This is a genomic window from Leptodesmis sp. (assembly GCF_052746595.1).
This window is the reverse complement of sequence record NZ_JBRAGO010000014.1, coordinates 39,795-57,032: the sequence shown is the minus strand read 5'-3', so window position 1 is coordinate 57,032 and position 17,238 is coordinate 39,795. Positions and strand designations below refer to the sequence as shown.

At 50.0% G+C, this 17,238-nt stretch carries 14 protein-coding genes; 6 read left to right on the top strand and 8 right to left on the bottom strand.

Going from position 1 to position 17,238, the window contains the following annotated elements; translation table 11 throughout:
- Positions 1–289: 289 nt before the first annotated feature.
- Both ACUVQO_RS05045 and glnA read right to left on the bottom strand, forming a co-directional pair.
- The gene (locus ACUVQO_RS05045; RefSeq protein WP_445924796.1) at positions 290–793 is read right to left on the bottom strand and encodes a hypothetical protein; all 504 of its coding nucleotides are present in this window, start codon (positions 791–793) and stop codon (positions 290–292) included.
- Between the two features lie 194 nt (positions 794–987).
- Positions 988–2,406 (bottom strand): type I glutamate--ammonia ligase, encoded by a 1,419-nt coding sequence (gene glnA, locus ACUVQO_RS05040; RefSeq protein WP_445924795.1) that lies wholly within the window; start codon positions 2,404–2,406, stop codon positions 988–990.
- A gap of 677 nt (positions 2,407–3,083) precedes the next feature.
- On the opposite strand from glnA, the gene apcB reads away from it, so the two are divergent.
- Positions 3,084–3,593: an allophycocyanin subunit beta gene (gene apcB / locus ACUVQO_RS05035; RefSeq protein WP_233746730.1), complete on the top strand. Its 510-nt coding sequence runs from the start codon at positions 3,084–3,086 to the stop codon at positions 3,591–3,593.
- Between the two features lie 202 nt (positions 3,594–3,795).
- On the top strand, positions 3,796–4,170 hold the full coding sequence (locus ACUVQO_RS05030) for a histidine kinase (RefSeq protein WP_445924794.1): 375 nt from the start codon (positions 3,796–3,798) through the stop codon (positions 4,168–4,170).
- 143 nt (positions 4,171–4,313) lie between these two features.
- Here ACUVQO_RS05030 and ACUVQO_RS05025 read toward each other — a convergent pair whose 3' ends face one another.
- The gene (locus ACUVQO_RS05025; protein ID WP_445924793.1) at positions 4,314–4,865 is read right to left on the bottom strand and encodes a response regulator; all 552 of its coding nucleotides are present in this window, start codon (positions 4,863–4,865) and stop codon (positions 4,314–4,316) included.
- Between the two features lie 315 nt (positions 4,866–5,180).
- On the opposite strand from ACUVQO_RS05025, the gene lipA reads away from it, so the two are divergent.
- Both lipA and psaX read left to right on the top strand, forming a co-directional pair.
- Positions 5,181–6,125 carry a lipoyl synthase gene (lipA, locus tag ACUVQO_RS05020; RefSeq protein ID WP_445924792.1) on the top strand — a complete coding sequence of 315 codons (945 nt, stop codon included), beginning with the start codon at positions 5,181–5,183 and terminating at the stop codon, positions 6,123–6,125.
- 143 nt (positions 6,126–6,268) lie between these two features.
- Entirely contained in the window at positions 6,269–6,394 is a 126-nt protein-coding gene (gene psaX / locus ACUVQO_RS05015; RefSeq protein WP_233746738.1) for a photosystem I protein PsaX, read from the top strand.
- A gap of 258 nt (positions 6,395–6,652) precedes the next feature.
- Here psaX and ACUVQO_RS05010 read toward each other — a convergent pair whose 3' ends face one another.
- Positions 6,653–7,519 carry a branched-chain amino acid ABC transporter permease gene (locus ACUVQO_RS05010; protein WP_445924791.1) on the bottom strand — a complete coding sequence of 289 codons (867 nt, stop codon included), beginning with the start codon at positions 7,517–7,519 and terminating at the stop codon, positions 6,653–6,655.
- Between the two features lie 119 nt (positions 7,520–7,638).
- Between ACUVQO_RS05010 and ACUVQO_RS05005 the strand changes: the two genes are divergently transcribed.
- Positions 7,639–8,562, top strand: coding sequence for a branched-chain amino acid ABC transporter permease (locus ACUVQO_RS05005; protein ID WP_445924790.1), 924 nt, complete (start codon positions 7,639–7,641; stop codon positions 8,560–8,562).
- 159 nt (positions 8,563–8,721) lie between these two features.
- Here ACUVQO_RS05005 and ACUVQO_RS05000 read toward each other — a convergent pair whose 3' ends face one another.
- Positions 8,722–10,086: an NAD-dependent succinate-semialdehyde dehydrogenase gene (locus ACUVQO_RS05000; protein ID WP_445924789.1), complete on the bottom strand. Its 1,365-nt coding sequence runs from the start codon at positions 10,084–10,086 to the stop codon at positions 8,722–8,724.
- A gap of 216 nt (positions 10,087–10,302) precedes the next feature.
- Complete coding sequence (locus ACUVQO_RS04995; RefSeq protein WP_445924788.1) at positions 10,303–13,092, bottom strand: GAF domain-containing sensor histidine kinase; 2,790 nt, start codon at positions 13,090–13,092, stop codon at positions 10,303–10,305.
- A gap of 182 nt (positions 13,093–13,274) precedes the next feature.
- Between ACUVQO_RS04995 and ACUVQO_RS04990 the strand changes: the two genes are divergently transcribed.
- Positions 13,275–14,444 carry a quinone-dependent dihydroorotate dehydrogenase gene (locus ACUVQO_RS04990; protein ID WP_445924787.1) on the top strand — a complete coding sequence of 390 codons (1,170 nt, stop codon included), beginning with the start codon at positions 13,275–13,277 and terminating at the stop codon, positions 14,442–14,444.
- Between the two features lie 16 nt (positions 14,445–14,460).
- Here ACUVQO_RS04990 and argB read toward each other — a convergent pair whose 3' ends face one another.
- Together argB and ACUVQO_RS04980 are read right to left on the bottom strand one after the other, a co-directional pair.
- On the bottom strand, positions 14,461–15,357 hold the full coding sequence (gene argB / locus ACUVQO_RS04985) for an acetylglutamate kinase (protein ID WP_445924786.1): 897 nt from the start codon (positions 15,355–15,357) through the stop codon (positions 14,461–14,463).
- Between the two features lie 201 nt (positions 15,358–15,558).
- Positions 15,559–17,091, bottom strand: a complete 1,533-nt coding sequence (locus tag ACUVQO_RS04980; RefSeq protein WP_445924785.1) for a carotenoid oxygenase family protein — start codon at positions 17,089–17,091, stop codon at positions 15,559–15,561.
- Positions 17,092–17,238 lie beyond the last annotated feature (147 nt).

Here is a 17,238-nt window from a genome sequence, read left to right as displayed (position 1 = left end):
GTCAGAGCGTTAGCGATCGCTGCTGTCCCAGAGCTAGTAAACATCTTAATGTCCTCTAATCCATTCAAGTCAATTTGGCATTTTTTGACTTAGCCTATTCCAAAGCCTCTTTTCTCGAAATCGTGCGAGAGTTGAGACAGGGTTGAAGATTCATACCAATTTAGACGATTTTAGGGCAGATCAATAGATTGGTAGGGGCGGGTTTCGCCGTTAAATTAACATTGACGCAGCAAGATGACTTGCTAAACCCGCTCTACAGGCATCTACAGAATCACAATTTAACTTGGTATTATTTCTTCTTGCGGGAAGTTTTCTTGCCAGTCGTCTTTTTAGCTGAGCTTCTGCTTTGTCCTGCCATCCCTTTCGGTTTAGATTGGGGAGGCAAACTGGATGGTGGCATTGATCGCCCTCCCATCATATTTTCGATCGCCTGTGCCATTAGATCAGGAAGCCCGGATTGGAGATTGGCGTTATATTCTTCCTGAAAAGCCTGAATGTCCTTCGGAGTCGTCATATCAAATCCGGCTTGATGGCTCATCATAGCAAATGTCTCGGCAATCCCACCACGGCTGGAATCACACATCATGGCCAGCATCATGGCTGGGAACTTTGATTCCAGGATTGCCAGGTACTTCAGAATCGCGCTGGCACTGCGAAATTTGTACTCTCGCTGCAGGAAATGCCAGAAGGCCATCAGTTTGGGAATGGCATCCTCTGCTTCAGCCGGATCAAAAATAGTGAGCTTGCGGGACAGGGCGTATTCCATCAGGGTTTGTACATCCCCCCTGGTCATCTTAGGCGAAGTCAAACCGTTGTAGATGTAAACCAGTCCAATATTGTAGTTTCTCTCCCAGGAGGGGCTATCTCTTTAGTTTTGCTAATTTTGGCATTGTTCCAGCGATTAACTGTCTTTATCCCCTAACAAAACAAAAAGGCCGCGATCGCGGCCTTTTACTGGACTGTGAATAAACCCGTCAGAAAACTGAATTAGCAGTCGTAGTAGAGAGCGAATTCGTAGGGGTGAGGACGAATGCTTACGGGGATGACCTCGCGATCGAGCTTGTAGCTGATCCAGTTTTCAATGAAGTCTTCGGAGAATACGCCACCTGCCGTCAGGAAGTCGTGATCTTTCTCCAGGTTCTTCAAGGCATCCATCAAAGAGGCTGGGGTAGAAGGCACTTTGGCTAGTTCTTCAGGACTGAGCTCGTAGATGTCCACATCGAGTGGGCTACCCGGATCAATTTCATTTTTGATGCCATCAATCCCGGCACAAAGCATGGCTGCGAACGCGAGATAAGGATTGCAAGAGGGGTCAGGGCAGCGGAATTCCAGCCGCTTGGCCTTGGGATTGTCGCCCGTGATGGGAATCCGGATGGAGGCGGAGCGGTTGCCCTGGGAGTAAGCCAAGTTCACAGGAGCCTCAAAGCCAGGCACCAATCGTTTGTAAGAATTGGTGGTGGGGTTGGTGAAGGCCAGCAGGGCGGGAGCGTGCTTCAGCAGACCGCCGATGTAGTGAAGAGCGGTTTTGCTTAACTTGGCATAGCCGTCGCCAAAGAAGGTCGGTTGTCCGTCTTTCCAGATAGATTGGTGACAGTGCATCCCTGTACCGTTCTCACCAAACAGCGGCTTAGGCATGAAGGTGACGGTTTTGCCATACTTCTTGGCTACGTTCTTAATACAGTACTTATAGGTCATCAAGAAGTCAGCCGCCTGTACCAGGGGGGCAAATCGGAAGCCCAATTCACACTGCCCTCCGGTAGCTACTTCATGGTGGTGCTTTTCAATCGGCACACCACACTTCATCATGGTGAGCAGCATTTCCGTCCGGATATCCTGCAGGGTGTCTGTTGGCCCTACGGGGAAGTAGCCTTCTTTGTTGCGAGGCTTATAGCCCAGGTTGCCACCCGCCTCTTCGCGGCCAGAGTTCCACACTCCTTCAATGCTATCTACAGAGTAGTATCCAGAGTTTTGGGTTTGGTCGTAGCGGACATCATCAAAGATGAAAAACTCAGCTTCTGGACCAAAGAAGCACAGATCACCAATTCCGGTGGAGGTGAGATAGTCTAATGCCTTTTGAGCGATCGATCGCGGGTCCCGGCTGTAGGGTTGGCCAGTGCGCGGCTCAATAATGCTACAGATCATGCTCAGCGTGGGCTCTTCCATGAAGGGGTCGATCCAGGCTGTGTTTGGATCGGGCACCATCGCCATATCTGAATCGTTGATGGCTTTCCAACCCCGGATACTTGATCCGTCAAAGGCGACACCCTCTGTAAAGCTACTTTCATCGATCATGGTGTGGTACAGCGTCAGGTGCTGCCACGTCCCTGGTGTATCGATGAACTTCAGATCAATCATCTGAATGTTGTCACGCTTAATCCATTCCAGGATTTCCTGCGGGCTTGCCATGAAATACTCCTTATTCGTTCGGGCTGTTTCAAAGGTGGGAAACAGAAATTAAACCTGGCCAAGCTCAGAACCGTAGTTTCTTAATTAAGAGAATTCCAGTTTTCTATCTGAACCTGGTTTAGCAGTAGAGACATCAGTTATGCGAATGATCCACTCAGGACGAATTTGCAACGAAATGCGCCCCATTGCTCAAAGCTTTGAGAAGCATGAAGCAGATAATCACCTGTCTCAGCAAGCATTCCATACTCTTTGAGCATTACTGCATCTGAATCATCCTAAAGACACGCCCGTTCATGTTTTGTATAAAAGACTACATTTTTTTCTAAATTAGAGACTTAAGTTAGAGACTTAGGTATGAATTAAGAAATAGTGGGAAAAAATTAATCGCTTTCAATGCATAAACTGTTGCGATCGTAGCCCATTCTCAATATCTCTTCACACGCTAAAGCTCCTAAAATCAGGGGTTGCAGGTTGCTTGATCGTGGTAAATTGGTCTGGAGCGGTTGACTCTGTAAGCCAGAGTATGGATCTGTTGCAGAGTCGGTCAGGGATAACTAAACCAAGGTTAGCTAGAGAACGGTCGTTTCCCGATCAGGGAGACTACAGCTCTGGCCTTGGACAAGGTTTAAAATCTGTTTACTTCTAAAACTATTGAGGACGTTTGGGAGAAGACTTCAATGCGGGATGCAGTAACAAGCCTGATTAAGACTTACGACAATACAGGCCGATACCTGGATCGGGATGCAATGGATCGGCTGAAGTCCTATTTCGATACAGGCATGGCACGGGTACAGGCCGCTGCCATCATCAACTCTAATGCCGCTGCTATCGTGAAAGAGGCAGGTCTGCGCTTATTTGATGAACAGCCGGAATTGATTCGTCCCGGTGGTTATGCGTATACTACCCGTCGCTATGCAGCCTGCTTGCGAGATATGGACTACTACCTGCGTTATGCCAGCTATGCCCTGGTGGCTGGTGATACAGACGTTCTAGATGAGCGTGTTCTAGAAGGGTTACGGGAAACGTATAACTCACTCGGTGTTCCCATCGGGCCAACGGTGTATGGTATCCAAATTCTCAAAGATATCGTTAAGGCACGGGTGGAAGCGGCCGGAATTTCTGCCGGAGATGTGGTGGATCAACCTTTTGATTACATGACCCGTGAACTGAGCGAGAAAAACGTTTAGTTAGAGGGCTGATGACTGCTGGATGGCATCCCACCCAGCATGAATCCTGGCTTAAAAAGCATCTACTGTATTCTGAGAGTGAGATGGATGGGTGTGAGCGATCGCACCCTATTTATTTTGATCCGAGCTTTAAGAGCAGGATTGAGTTAACAATAGGTGACAATACTTTATATCTCTACATACTGTTTTACCCTATAGAGTCATGGCTCACCCTTACCATCTAATTGTTGAAGGCAATCCTGCCATTATTTATGCCAGTCGTGGCGGCAATCCCGAAAAAGTGCTACCCACCCTCAAGCCCTTTCTGGAAAAATTTTGGAAAGAACGGGAAACCTTTGGAGCCTACGCCGATACGCCAGAGTGCCTGGTGGCACAATTAACCGTACGATTTGGCTTTGAAACGGCTGAGGATGATTTCTCTAATATCCGTGTTGGGGTGAACTATGACCCCAATGCTGAATACCTTTACTGGATCGGTTTAAACAAAGATATTCAGATCTGGGTGCCGAAAGCAGCCTATCGAGAAAATCCTTCTCTGGGACTTCAGAGATGTCAGCGCTTGGATCAGACTTTGTAGCAGTCACATCAAAGCAGTAGTAACATCAAATCCGCTTATACGATTACTCTTTGTGCAGACCAATGACTGTTTGCCCCTACGTGGGATGCAATCATTCATCAAGCGGACTTGATATAACTCTTCACTTTCAATTTTTAGCTTTTTTACTGCAATTTCTGTCGAATAAAGGCCACCAATTGCGTCATTTGTTTCTTCAAACCATCAATTTCAGCCTGCATTTTAGCAATTTTTTCATTTAAGGCTTGAATCTCTGCACTGGAATCTGCCGTTCCTGCAGTGGCGGCTGGACTGGCAGCCGTAACAGCTGCCACTGGCCGACGTTTAGCCTTAGCCATTGCCGACTTAATGGCATCAATTAAGACCCGTTGGTTAAACGGTTTTTGGACAAATTCAAAGTACTCGAAAGGTTCTTGCAGCTTTTCCGTAACTTCTTCCTTACGCCCTGACATCAGCACTAGGGGAATGGCTTGCAGTTCCGGTTTGGTTTGGATGTGCTGGAAGACTTCCCACCCACTCATTTTGGGCAGTAGAAAGTCTAACATAATCAGGTTAGGACGCTCCTGCTGAATCAGGTTTAACCCCTGTACGCCATCTTTTGCTTCCAGAACTTCAAAGTTACCCTTGGGCAACATATCGCGAACCATATTGCGGATGACGTTACTGTCGTCGATAACCAGAATTTTGTGACCTGCCACGACTGAGCTCCTTAGTGGTGTCTGCGAACTGGTAGAAGGATAAATTATGCCATGAACTCAATCCAGTCCATTTAGAAAACTGGGGCTTCCCTGTCAGAGAAACTAAAAGTTCTGAACTTGGATCGAGTTTTAGTGTAGCCTCTGTCTGGTGAAATTCGCGATCGCAGGAGCGCAGCTCCTATGATCGTTATCATGGCGATTAAACCAAGTCCAGCGAGAGAACGGTCGTTTTCCGCTCAGAGAAACTACAGTTCTGGACTTGGACAAGGTTTAACTATCCCTTCTGTCCAGCCAATTGCTAGTATTCCCTCCTTTATGCTCATTGAAACTGACTCGACCGATCTCTCTTCTAATCAACGTCAGCGCTCAGATCTGGTGAATTTACCAGAGTGGTTGCGGCGACCCGTGGGTAAGGCCAGTGAGCTATCTACGGTGCAGCGCATTGTTAAGCAACGGCAGATTCACACGATTTGTGAGGAAGGGCGATGTCCCAATCGAGCCGAGTGCTATGCCCAGGGAACAGCCACGTTTTTGTTAATGGGGCCAACTTGTACCCGTGCCTGTGCCTTTTGCCAGGTGGATAAAGGCCATGCTCCTATGCCCCTGGATGCAGAAGAACCGCGAAAAGTGGCAGAAGCGGTGCAGTTACTGGGCCTGAAATACGTGGTGCTGACCTCGGTGGCGCGGGATGATCTACCAGATCAGGGAGCCTCCTGGTTTGTACAAACCATGACTGCAATTCGGCAGCTAAATTCTGCCATCCAAATTGAAGTGTTAACGCCGGACTTTTGGGGTGGACGGGATGGCAGGGAAGCCGGACTTGCCCCAGATGATTTGCAACAGCAACGGATTGCCACGGTAGTAGACGCAAAACCTGCCTGCTATAACCACAACATTGAAACGGTGTATAGACTGCAAGGAATGGTGCGCCGGGGAGCCAGGTATGAACGATCGCTGCGGGTTCTCAAGTTAGTTAAAGACCTGGATGCGACGATTCCCACCAAATCCGGCTTGATGCTGGGACACGGCGAAACATTAGAGGAAGTGGTGGAAACGCTGCGAGATCTACGAGCAGTGGGCTGCGATCGGGTCACCATCGGCCAATATATGCGTCCCTCCCTGGAGCATCTCCCTGTTCGGAAATATTGGACCCCAGAGGAGTTTGAGCATTTAGGCGCGATCGCTCGTGAAATCGGCTTTTCCCATGTTCGCTCCGGCCCCCTTGTTCGCAGTTCCTACCATGCAGGAGAAGGGACGTAGGTGGCGACGTTTTACCGAACATCTTCACTTAACTTCTCCTCTGTCTTACGGGACACATTAAGATTCCTCCACAGGAGATAACAATTGTGTCGCTTGTCTGCTATTTCTAGAAGAAGTTAACCATTTGAGGAGGTACCCTTCTGATGTCGCAGCCCCAAACTTTTGCCAAGACTAACAAACCCACCTATGTTTTTCGTGCTAGCTGGGCGTTATTGTTACTGGGAATCAACTTCCTGGTAGCTGCCTGGTATCACGGCATTTTGAAATAACCTTAAACATTTCCCTAAAAAGTCCTTACGGAGCCGAGATCAGGAAGAATTTTTCCAGCCTGATTTTGGCTTTTAATGATTTTTAAGAGCATTTTTCTAGCCGCTACCTTTTCCATCCTGTCATTCTGGCTGATTTGAATGGGCACGCCAAGCTTTGCCCATCCTACTGATGATGATTGAGTCTAATAGGCAAGAGTTCCAATATTTGAAGTCCCCTTTTCAGGGATTCAGGGAGATCTATTGATGACAAAGATTTTCCTAAACCGTTCCTTTAAATAAACCCTGGGGTTTCAAAAGCAGCACCAAGATCATAATTACCAGGGCAACCGCGAGTTTATACTCCGTTCGCAGCCAGTAGGTGCTGACTTCCTGGGCAATCCCAATCACAAAGGCTCCTGCGATCGCCCCATAGGGATTGCCAATGCCTCCAAGGATTACCGCTGCAAACATAGGCAAAATCAGGAACCAGCCCATATTCGGTCTAACGGCTTCGACCAAGCCCAACATACTACCTCCCAGGGCGGTCAAGCCAGCCGCAATGATCCACGTCCACAAAATCACCCGGTCTACCCTAATTCCCGTCACCCGTGCCAGATCCAGATCATCGGCAACGGCCCGCATCGCTTTACCAATTTTGGTATTTTGCAACAGGTAGTGCAGACCAAAGATAGTGACGATTGCCAACCCCACCACCACCAGGCTATAAAAGGGCAGGCGTACCGGGCCAAGTTGTAGGGCTTCTTCTACAGGCAATTTGTACCTCTGGTTATTGCCGCCCCAGAACAAGATAATGCCATTGCGGATGAACAGGGCGAGTCCGATGGAAATAATAATCAGGGTTGCGGAGGTGGCCCGTCGAGTACGCATGGGTGCCCAGATGATTTTCTCGCTGAATAAGGCGGCACCGATCGTGGCGATCGCGCCAATCACCATGGCAATCCAGATGTTAATCCCCAAGGTATTAGCCAGCAGGGTAATATATGCTCCCAATGTCATGAAATCACCGTGAGCAAAGTTGGAGAGTCGCAGAATACCGTAGGTGAGAGTCAGACCAACCGCTCCCAGGGCGATAATACTGCTGATGGCAATACCATTGACAAACAGTTGCAGAAGTTGGGGATCCATTCCGACATTCTTAGAAAAATTATTGCTCCTGATTGTCCAGGAATTTGCGCCGATTTGGAAGAGGGGGCGATTGCACTGTACTTTATAGCCTATACCCTGTCTCTGCTAACGTGCCTTCCATGACGGACTTCTTCTCCAACTACGGATTCCTGCTTGTCTCGATGGTGTTGGGAGCTATGTTGGGTTTGTCTTTATACTTGCCCCTGATGGCGGGACAATTATCCCTTGCCAGTCCGGGGTTTTATGCGTTGGGCGGCTACATTGCGGCGATTTTATCCACCAAGGTCTTTCCTCCCACTCAGGGCCTATTTCCGTTGCCGCTGTTAGGGCTGGAGATGTTGCTGGCCGCGATCGCCTGTGGAGTACTGGGCATTGCAGTTGGGATTCCGGCTTTGCGGTTGCGGGGAATTTATCTGGCGATCGCGACGATCGCCTTTGTCGAGATTCTGCGCATCCTCTGTCTGAACCTGGAAATTACGGGTGGAGCGGTGGGCATCTTTGGTATTCCGCAGCCTTTCTCAGAACCGCTTAGCTACCTCTGGGTGGCCCTGCCCCTGTTGCTGCTCAGTATGAGCTTTTTGTTTCGTCTGGAAAAAATTCGGGTGGGACGAGCCTTCATTGCCATTCGGGAAGATGAACTGGCAGCGGATGCGATAGGTATTAACCCCACCTACTTCAAGGTATTGGCCTTTACTCTAGGAGCAATTTTGGCAGGCATGGTAGGAGCTATCAGTGCTCACTTTCTCAACACCTGGAACACGCGCCAAGGCACTTTTGATGCCAGCATTATTTACCTCACCTATGTGTTAATTGGTGGCTCCAGAACGTTCTGGGGACCAGTCCTAGGAGGTATGGTGTTTACGGCGCTGCCAGAAATTCTGCGCGTCATGGCAGACATTCCAGGACTACCCAACTGGTTGGCTCAGTTTCTACGCGATGGTCGTCTGATCATTTTTGGTCTGTTGATTGTGATTGGTACGATCTTTTTCCCCCAGGGGTTAATTACTCCTGATACCTTCAAACGTCAGCGATCGAAACCCTGAGTATTGCGGCAGCTAATCGATGAACCTGCGATCCTTGTACAAAAGCAATTGGCAAGAGAACATCATTGAGCATTAATGGTACCCGCATAAGCCATCGTGACATGGACAACTATGTCCCTGTGTCCATCCTATGTTTTTTCCAATTTGCAAAAAGTCTAATCACTTAATCCAGACGGTCTTAATATTCACAAACTCATGGATGCCTTGAATTCCCAGTTCACGACCGAAGCCTGATCGCTTAATCCCACCAAAGGGCAGGCGGGGATCGGACTTAACCATACCGTTAATAAACACGGCTCCTGCTTCAATGCCGTTAATTAACAGTTCCTGTTCTTCGGGATCATTCGTCCAGGCACTGCCACCCAGTCCAAAGGGAATATTATTGGCAACCTGAATTGCTTCATGCACATCAGCAACCCGGAATAGCAGGGCGACTGGGCCAAAGAACTCTTCCTGCGCCATTTTGCTCGTGGCAGGAATATCGGTGACGATCGTTGGCAGGTAATAGTTTCCCGGCCCATCTAGAGCTTTACCACCGATGAGCACTCTTGCCCCTTCGTTGACAATTGCCTGCACTTGTTCATCTAGCTCTTTGACAATTGATCGAGTGGCTAAGGGGCCGATATCCGTGTCAGGTTGCATGGGATCCCCGACTTTTAATTCCTTGTATTTGGCGACCAGTTTTTCCTCAAACTCATCGGCAATAGAGTTAGCAATAATGAAGCGTTTGGCGGCAATGCAAGATTGGCCGTTATTGATCAAGCGGGCGGTGACAGCCGTATTCACAGCCGCTTCTAAATCCGCACTGGGCATGACCACAAAGGGATCACTGCCTCCCAGTTCCAAGACAACCTTCTTAATTTCTTGGCCAGCCGCCATGGCCAGACTGGCTCCTGCAGGTTCGCTACCCGTCAGTGTTCCGGCTTTGATGCGATCGTCAGCCATCAGTCCAGCCACTTTGTTAGCTCCAATCAGCAGAGTCTGGAATACACCAGAGGGAAAACCTGATTCCTGAAAGATTTGCTCAATCGCCAGGGCAGACTGCGGTACATTTGAGGCGTGTTTTAGCAGGCCCACATTGCCCGCCATCAGAGCCGGAGCCGCAAACCGGAAGACTTGCCAGAAGGGAAAATTCCAGGGCATGACGGCCAAGACAATTCCCAGGGGTTGGTAGCGCACAAAGCTACGACTGGCATCGGTTTCACCCGGCACATCCGCCAGAAAGTTGGCCGCATTTTCGGCATAGTAGCGACACACCCAGGCACATTTCTCAACCTCTGCGATCGCCGACTTCAAAGTTTTCCCCATCTCCAGGGTTATCATCTTGCCGAAGTGCTCTTTCTCAGCTTCCAGTAAATCAGCTGCCGCCATCATCCACTGCGATCGCTGCTCAAAGGTCGTCTGGCGATAGCTTTCAAACGCTTGTTGAGCCAGTGCTACCTTGTTTTCAATCTCCCAATCAGCTAGCGGCTCATAGGTCTTTACAATTTCTCCAGTCGCCGGGTTGATCGTCGCAATACCCATATCGACTCTCCTTGAATTTGTTCCCTTCTGTGCCCCATTCTAGACATGGCTTCCCCTTCCCGGACAAATCCAAGCTTTTTCTTAGGTTTGGGTTGCAAAATCTAGGAACTGGCCGAATTACTGGAAAAGCTTCTCTTATGATGACTGGTGCTGCTGTTGCTTGATATAGCTGGGATCCTCTATCTGTCGTGTTGTGGGTACACAGACTGACAGTGGTTAGCCGAAACGGGTGGCGTTGGAACTGGGGGCAATGGGTAAGACTAAACGGCTCATGTTACGGCCATCATCCAGCTTGTAAAGGTTGAATTGTCCACCGATTGCTTTCATCACCGACTGGCAAACCAGCAAATGCAATCCAGGAGGATGATCCAGGATGGAAGGAACCATCCAATCGGGCCGACCGGATTCCAGTTCTTGCAGCAGGTGCGGTTCAATGTGCCCGGTATCGGTAATGCACAACTCAAACCAGCGGGTATCAATTTGACGACACCAGAGATCGATTCTGCTTCCAGGAGCAGACCGTTGACAGGCAATGGTGAGCAGCTCATACAGCACCAGTTCAATTTTGAGGATATCGCCACTGATTAGCAGATTGGTTTCATCATGCACCTGCGACCACAACTGCCGTTCTTTAATGATGGGATCCACTCGTTCCAGTGCCCGTTTCAATAAGGTGATTAAAGACAGACTGGAGGGATAGAGGCGGATTTGCCACTGTTCTTCCTGAATGACTTGGTTCAGGGAGGCGATCGCGTCGTGCAGCGATCGTACAATCTGCTGATAGCGGGTAGAAAACAAAGGCTCTTTGGGGGATCTCAATTCATCTAACCGCGCTAATCCGGCCAGTACAGTGCGCTGGGTTTCCTCCAGGCAACGATGCTTGTACCAGGCCAGTTGCTCCAGTTTGAGGCGTTGGCTAATCAGTTGTTCGGTAAGAGCCAGGGATCGACGTGCCCAGGCAAACTGATTGACCAGCAAATTCAAGGCTTGCAAGTGCCATTCTGCCCAGTGCCGTCCCGCTTCATCCGCGACAATGACAATTCCAGTGGGTTCATGTTGGGGGGCTGTTCGCAATGCCACTACCAGCAGCTCACCAATACCAGAACCATACAGCCACTGGCGACTATTGCCTGGAATTTCTTTTGTAGTCAGGGAAAAAGTTCCCTCGCTCTCTAAGGCCCAGCGAATTAATAAATCCGTATGTCGGGGAACAGCCACGTTTGAATTAACGGCGAAGCGATCATTGGGGGGAGGTGAACTGAGTACCTGCCCTGTGCTTTGTCCAGGTTGCCAATGTACCAGAACGGCCAGAGGAGCTTGTAAAACTTGGGTAATATGTTGCAGGGTAGCTTGTTCCAGGAGGGGAACCTGATAGGTTCGCTGAGTCGCTTCGATTCCCCACTGCATGGCCTGTTGAATCTTGCGCTGTTGCTCGGTTTGGCGATGCAGTTGCCACTGGTGCAAGATGAATCCCACCTGCTGGCTGACAATTCGCACCAGTTCCAGTTCTGTTCGATGCCAACTGCGGGGGGCTTCATGCCCAATGACCACCAATCCTTCCAGGGGATGCCCAATTGAGGTATGGCATAGAATCATCGATCGCACCCCCATTTCCAGCCAGCGATCGCGCCAGCCTGACAGGTTTTGCTCACTTTCCAGATTTTCGATGCCGATCGCCGTTTTGCTCTCCTGCAACCACTTCAAATCAGGGGCACTGAGTGCTGCTAGAGAAGACGTTAGGGGGCGGCGGTTTCCAGGAAAGTTCTGATAGCAAATCTCAAACTCTCCTCGATTATCGTCATACATCAGTACCAGAAATCGCTCAATCTTCAGTCGCTTACATAGTTGCTCAGCCGTTTGCTTGAAAGTGGCTTTCCAATCCTCCTGATCGTAGATAGAGCGGGCAATTTCAGCCGTTAATTGCCGATCCTGCTGGATGCGTTCGATCGTCGTTTCCATTTCATCCACAGGAATCGTCAGAGCCAGCATTTGTGCCGCTCCTCGTAGGAATTTTTTCTCTACCTCACTCCAAATTCGGGGTTCCGTTCCTTCAACCGCCAGAAATCCCAGTAACTCGCCCTGAAACAAAATCGGTGCGGCCAGCAGCGATCGTGCCCGAATTTGTTGCATCAGGCGAGTGGTAGTGTCGGCCTTCAGGGAACTGTGGGCTTCACCAATGGCTACCAGTTGATCAGCCGCCAGTGCTTGATAGAACCCGCTGACCTCCTGAACGGTAATGCCGGAAGCTGGTTGATTCACTTCTATGAGGCCTGTGTTTTTTGGGCGGTTGCCCACCCGTCGCCAAAAATAGCGCCTCTCTCGTTCATACCAGTAAATGCTGGTGCGGCTCGCCTGAATAAATTCGTGCGTATGGGTGACCACAGCTTCCAGGCGCGGGCCTAACCCTCTAAGCGATCGCAACTTCGCCAGGATCTCTAACAGCGGTTTGTCGGGCTGCTTGGTTTGTTGCCGTTGCCACTCCATTTCAATTTTATACAAGGCAGCGGCAAACTCTCCCAGAATGATCGAAAGGCGAACTTTTTCATCGGCACGCGGAGTCACGCCCCACCCTGTGGATCCCATTAAAGTGACTCCGTAGCAACGATCGCGGTAGCGAATCGGAAAGACAACAGTGCCCTGAATGTCGAACTTCTGGGCAATCTTGCGCCAATCGCTAATCCGCTGTTCTGCCCGCAGGTCTGGCACGGCAACGGGTCGTTGCTGAATCACTACCTGTTCCAGAATGTCTCCCGGCTTCAGAGTAAATCGCTGCTTGAGGACGGATAAATTTCCATTGGGTGTGATTCCGCCTTTTCCAAACAGGCGATGCTCTAGGCGATCGTATAACCCAATCCAGATCAGGGCGTAATCAAACTCAGTATGCAAATAGGTGATGACCGCATTGACCAGTACATCAGAATCTTCCTCTTCCCGCAAGGTTTGCAAGACTCGACCTAAAGCAACTAACTGGTTTTCGTAGGTATTTGGCTCCTTTTGCTGAACCATGTTAATAAAACAAGCTGATAGAAGAATTTGATAGCCACACAAATAATCAATACTGGGAAGAAATCTCTTATCTTCATCCTAATTGAGGCAGCAGGTTAGGTTGCAGCTTTGATCTGGGAAACGGTTTGAATAGTTGCAGCATTGGTTCGAAAATAGGGCTTGATTCCTCCTAGAATGCCCACATGGATATTTATCAAGCGCTATTTCGTCCAATTTTGTTTTCTGGAGTCAAAGTCGATCCAGAGTGGTTACATCAACAAAGCTTTAGAGTACTCGGCTGGTTAGATCAAACTTATCAAAGTCAAGTCAGCCACTGGTTACGGGCGCAACTTCACCGCACCTACTGTCTGGACGATCCCCGCTTACAGCAATGCTTGTGGAGCATTACCTTTACTAATCCTCTCGGTCTGGCTGCCGGATTTGACAAAGATGGGGTAGCCTCTGGCCTCTGGGCTGATTTTGGCTTTGGCTTTGCTGAACTCGGTACCGTTACTTTCCATCCCCAACCTGGAAATCCCCGTCCCCGCTTGTTTCGCCTGCTGACCGATCGGGCTGTCCTGAATCGCATGGGATTTAACAACCAGGGTGCAGCAGTGATGGCAGAGAGGTTGAGGAAAAGATGGGGGCAAAGGGGAGATGGGAGAGGAGATGGAGGAGATAGGCCCCCCTCAACCGCTCATTTCCCACTGGGGATCAACCTGGGCAAATCCAAAATTACGCCTCTGGAGGAAGCCGCCCAGGATTATCTCAATAGTTTTCGCCTGCTGAAGGATTGGGGCGATTATTTTGTGGTTAATGTCAGTTCACCCAATACGCCAGGATTACGATCGCTGCAGGACAAAGTTCAACTCGCCCCCATTCTACAAGCCTTACAGCAGGAGAATACAGAGCAAAAGCCGCTGCTGGTGAAAATTGCCCCTGATTTGGAGTGGGCGGCGATCGCCGATGTTTTAGAACTGGCACAGGAGTATCATCTGGCCGGAATCATTGCCACTAACACCACCATTCAGCGAGATGGCCTGAAAACTCGCATCATTGAGCAGACGGGCAAGCCTGTGACAGAGGAAGCGGGTGGCATCAGTGGCGTTCCAATAAGAGCGCGATCGACAGAAGTAATTCGCTTCATCTACAAAGAAACTCAGGGCCAACTTCCGATTATCGGTGTCGGTGGCATTTTCACGGCAGCGGATGCCTGGGAAAAAATCACCGCTGGAGCCAGCCTGATCCAGGTCTACGCTGGCTGGATTTACGAAGGCCCCTGGATGGTACGGCGAATTCTTCAGGGACTGCTGCAAAAGCTGGATGCCGAAGGGCTGGAGTCAATTCAGCAAGCGGTGGGCAGGGGAAATTAAACCTTGAAACTTATAACTATCTTGCAAATTCTGATGCCACAATCATCGAGCCGATTCCGGCATCGGTGAAGATTTCCAGGAGCAGAGAGTGGGGAAGGCGACCGTCGATGATGTGGGCGGCACGGACTCCCTGGGCCAGCGATCGCACACAGCAATTAACTTTGGGAATCATACCACCGGACACTACTCCTTCCTCGATTAACCTGCGAGCATCGGAAATATCCAGACGGGTAATCAGGGTTGAGCGGTCTTTGTAATCTCGCAAAATGCCTGCGGTATCAGTTAATAGGATTAATTTTTCGGCTCCCAAAGCAGCGGCAATTTCTCCAGCTACAGTATCAGCATTGATGTTGTAAGGTTGTCCCGTTTCGTCAGTGGCCACACTGGAAATCACCGGAATATGACCCGAATTGACCAGCGCTTCTACCAGCCTGGTATTGACAGTCTGTACCTCTCCCACAAACCCCACTCCTTCTGCATCTGAGGGTCGGGCTGTAATCAGATTGCCGTCTTTGCCACAAATTCCGACTGCTGATCCTCCTTCCTGGTTAATCAGAGACACAATTTCTTTATTCACCCGGCCTACCAACACCATTTCCACCACTTCCATCGTCGGTGCATCGGTAACTCGCAGGCCATTTTTGAACTGCGCCTCGATCCCCAGCTTATCCAGCCAGGTATTAATTTCTGGCCCACCTCCATGCACTAAAACCGGACGCAATCCCACGCAGGACATAAAGACCACATCCCGAATCACCTGATCCTTCAGAATGCTATCCTTCATGGCCGCGCCACCATACTTGACGACGATCGTTTTCCCAGCAAACTGCTGAATATAGGGTAACGCTTCACTCAGAATCTGGGCACGGAGGGCGGCATCCTGGTGAGCAGTTTCGATCTCGTAAGTAGTCATGGTCGATTGTCCGGAAAAAGGGTCATTTGCAGTTTAGAAGAGTCTGCCCCTGATCAACAATCGAAAACTCGCAGCAAAACCGCTATGTCAGGAAACCCACGTTTTTAGAATCTCTTTAGATGCTAAGAGTCGAGGAATTTGGGATTTTAGATTTTGGATTTTGGATTTCTCCCCCGATCCCTCATCCCCAACCCCTGATCCCTAAATCCCAAACACCTCCGTTGTGAAATTTCCATGCAGTCCATAGGGAACATGGTGCTTCAGGTGCAAGCGGGCTACGACGGAGAGATCGCGGGCATCCAGGATCACCAGATCGGATCGATCGCGACTGCTATCAAATACCATCGTCAATACCCAACCGTCATCTTCGGCCCCGGTTAGCTGGTAGGGATTGGGAGAACGGGGTACAAACACGGGTTCACCGACATAGCCCCAGGGTGCGGCACTCCAGAGGTGGCGATCGCCCGATTCCACATCCACCTTCAAAATGGCTTGATTGGGAGCATTGCCACTCGGTGCATGGGCCGCTCCCAGGTAAAGATAGCGGTACGATCGCCCCACCTTCGCCGGATGCAGAGAGGGAAATTCGCAGCAACGACTCTCCAGCCTGCGACGAGTGATTTCGCCCGTTTGCAAATTCATCCGGAAGCGCCAGAGTTGTCCCGGATCCAGGGCCTCAAAATCTACCTCCCGAAAATTCCCATCCGGATCAACGGATGGCAGAGACTCATAGCAAATCGAATCCACTACCACTTCGTCTCCATCCTCAAACGCATTCGCGTGATGGAACACAAACCCCGATGGCGCTTCCAAAATCTGAGCTGGCCCTTTTTTCGTTCCCCGATTTCCGATTTCCGATCTCCGATCGCCCTGCCTGGCCAACAACACAATCCGCGTTGGCTTATCGGCTTGAAATTGAATACACTCTCCTGCCGATCGCAGCCCTAGCAAGAAGGGCAGCGGATTGAAGCTGACTGGGTTCTGGAAGAAGATGCCGTAGTGAGGGGTAATGGCAAAGTCGTGGATAAAGGCAAAACCGGGGACGATCGCAGAGTGCTGATGCTGTAACTGTCCCGCTCGATCGAATTCATACAGGGTGAGGTCGGAGGACAACCCTGTCTTCAGGGAAAAATTCACCAGGCAGGGATTGCCATTATCCCCCTCGCAGGCTGGATCAACCCAGGGATGGGCACCAAAAGCATCTCCCGGTTGCAGCAGCCCATCCAGATCATCCAATCCCAGCGTGTCCAGCGTATCAGGGTCAAGGCGATGGGGTTCTGCCGCCTCCCAGAGGGCCAACAGTTTGCCACCCCAGTAGATCACATTGGTGTTGGCAATATTTTTTAAGCGGAAGTCTAACAGGTTGGCCCACCAGCCCCCTGGCTTATCGGTGCCAAACACCCCCCGGTACAGGATACGTCCAGCCTTTTGTTCTGCCAGGTACCCTGCGGTACGAACGTAGCGATTCCGAAAGTGGGCACGACCCTTGGAGAAGGCGATCGCACAGACCATGCCATCTCCATCAAAGGGATGCTGCAATCGCTGACCATTGATTTCAAATAATCCGGGACCATTCCGAAACAGCGTTCCTTGCAGGTCGGCAGGAATCTCTCCATCGACCTCATCAATCCAGTAATCAAACTCTTCTGTCAGCGATCGATAGCCCCGTTGCCAATCTTCCCGGCAGTATGAATGCTCAGAGATTTGAGGCCGCCTTAATTCAACGTTAGTCATAAGTTGTCTTGCAGCAGAGAAAAGGTGAAGGTTTGAGTTTTAGGTTTTGAGTTTCAAGTGGTTAGCGGGGAAGTTGATTCAGTGTGTCAATTGAAAGGCATGATGAATCGCAACTATTCTCTAAATCTTCAGTCAACTGATAACTGA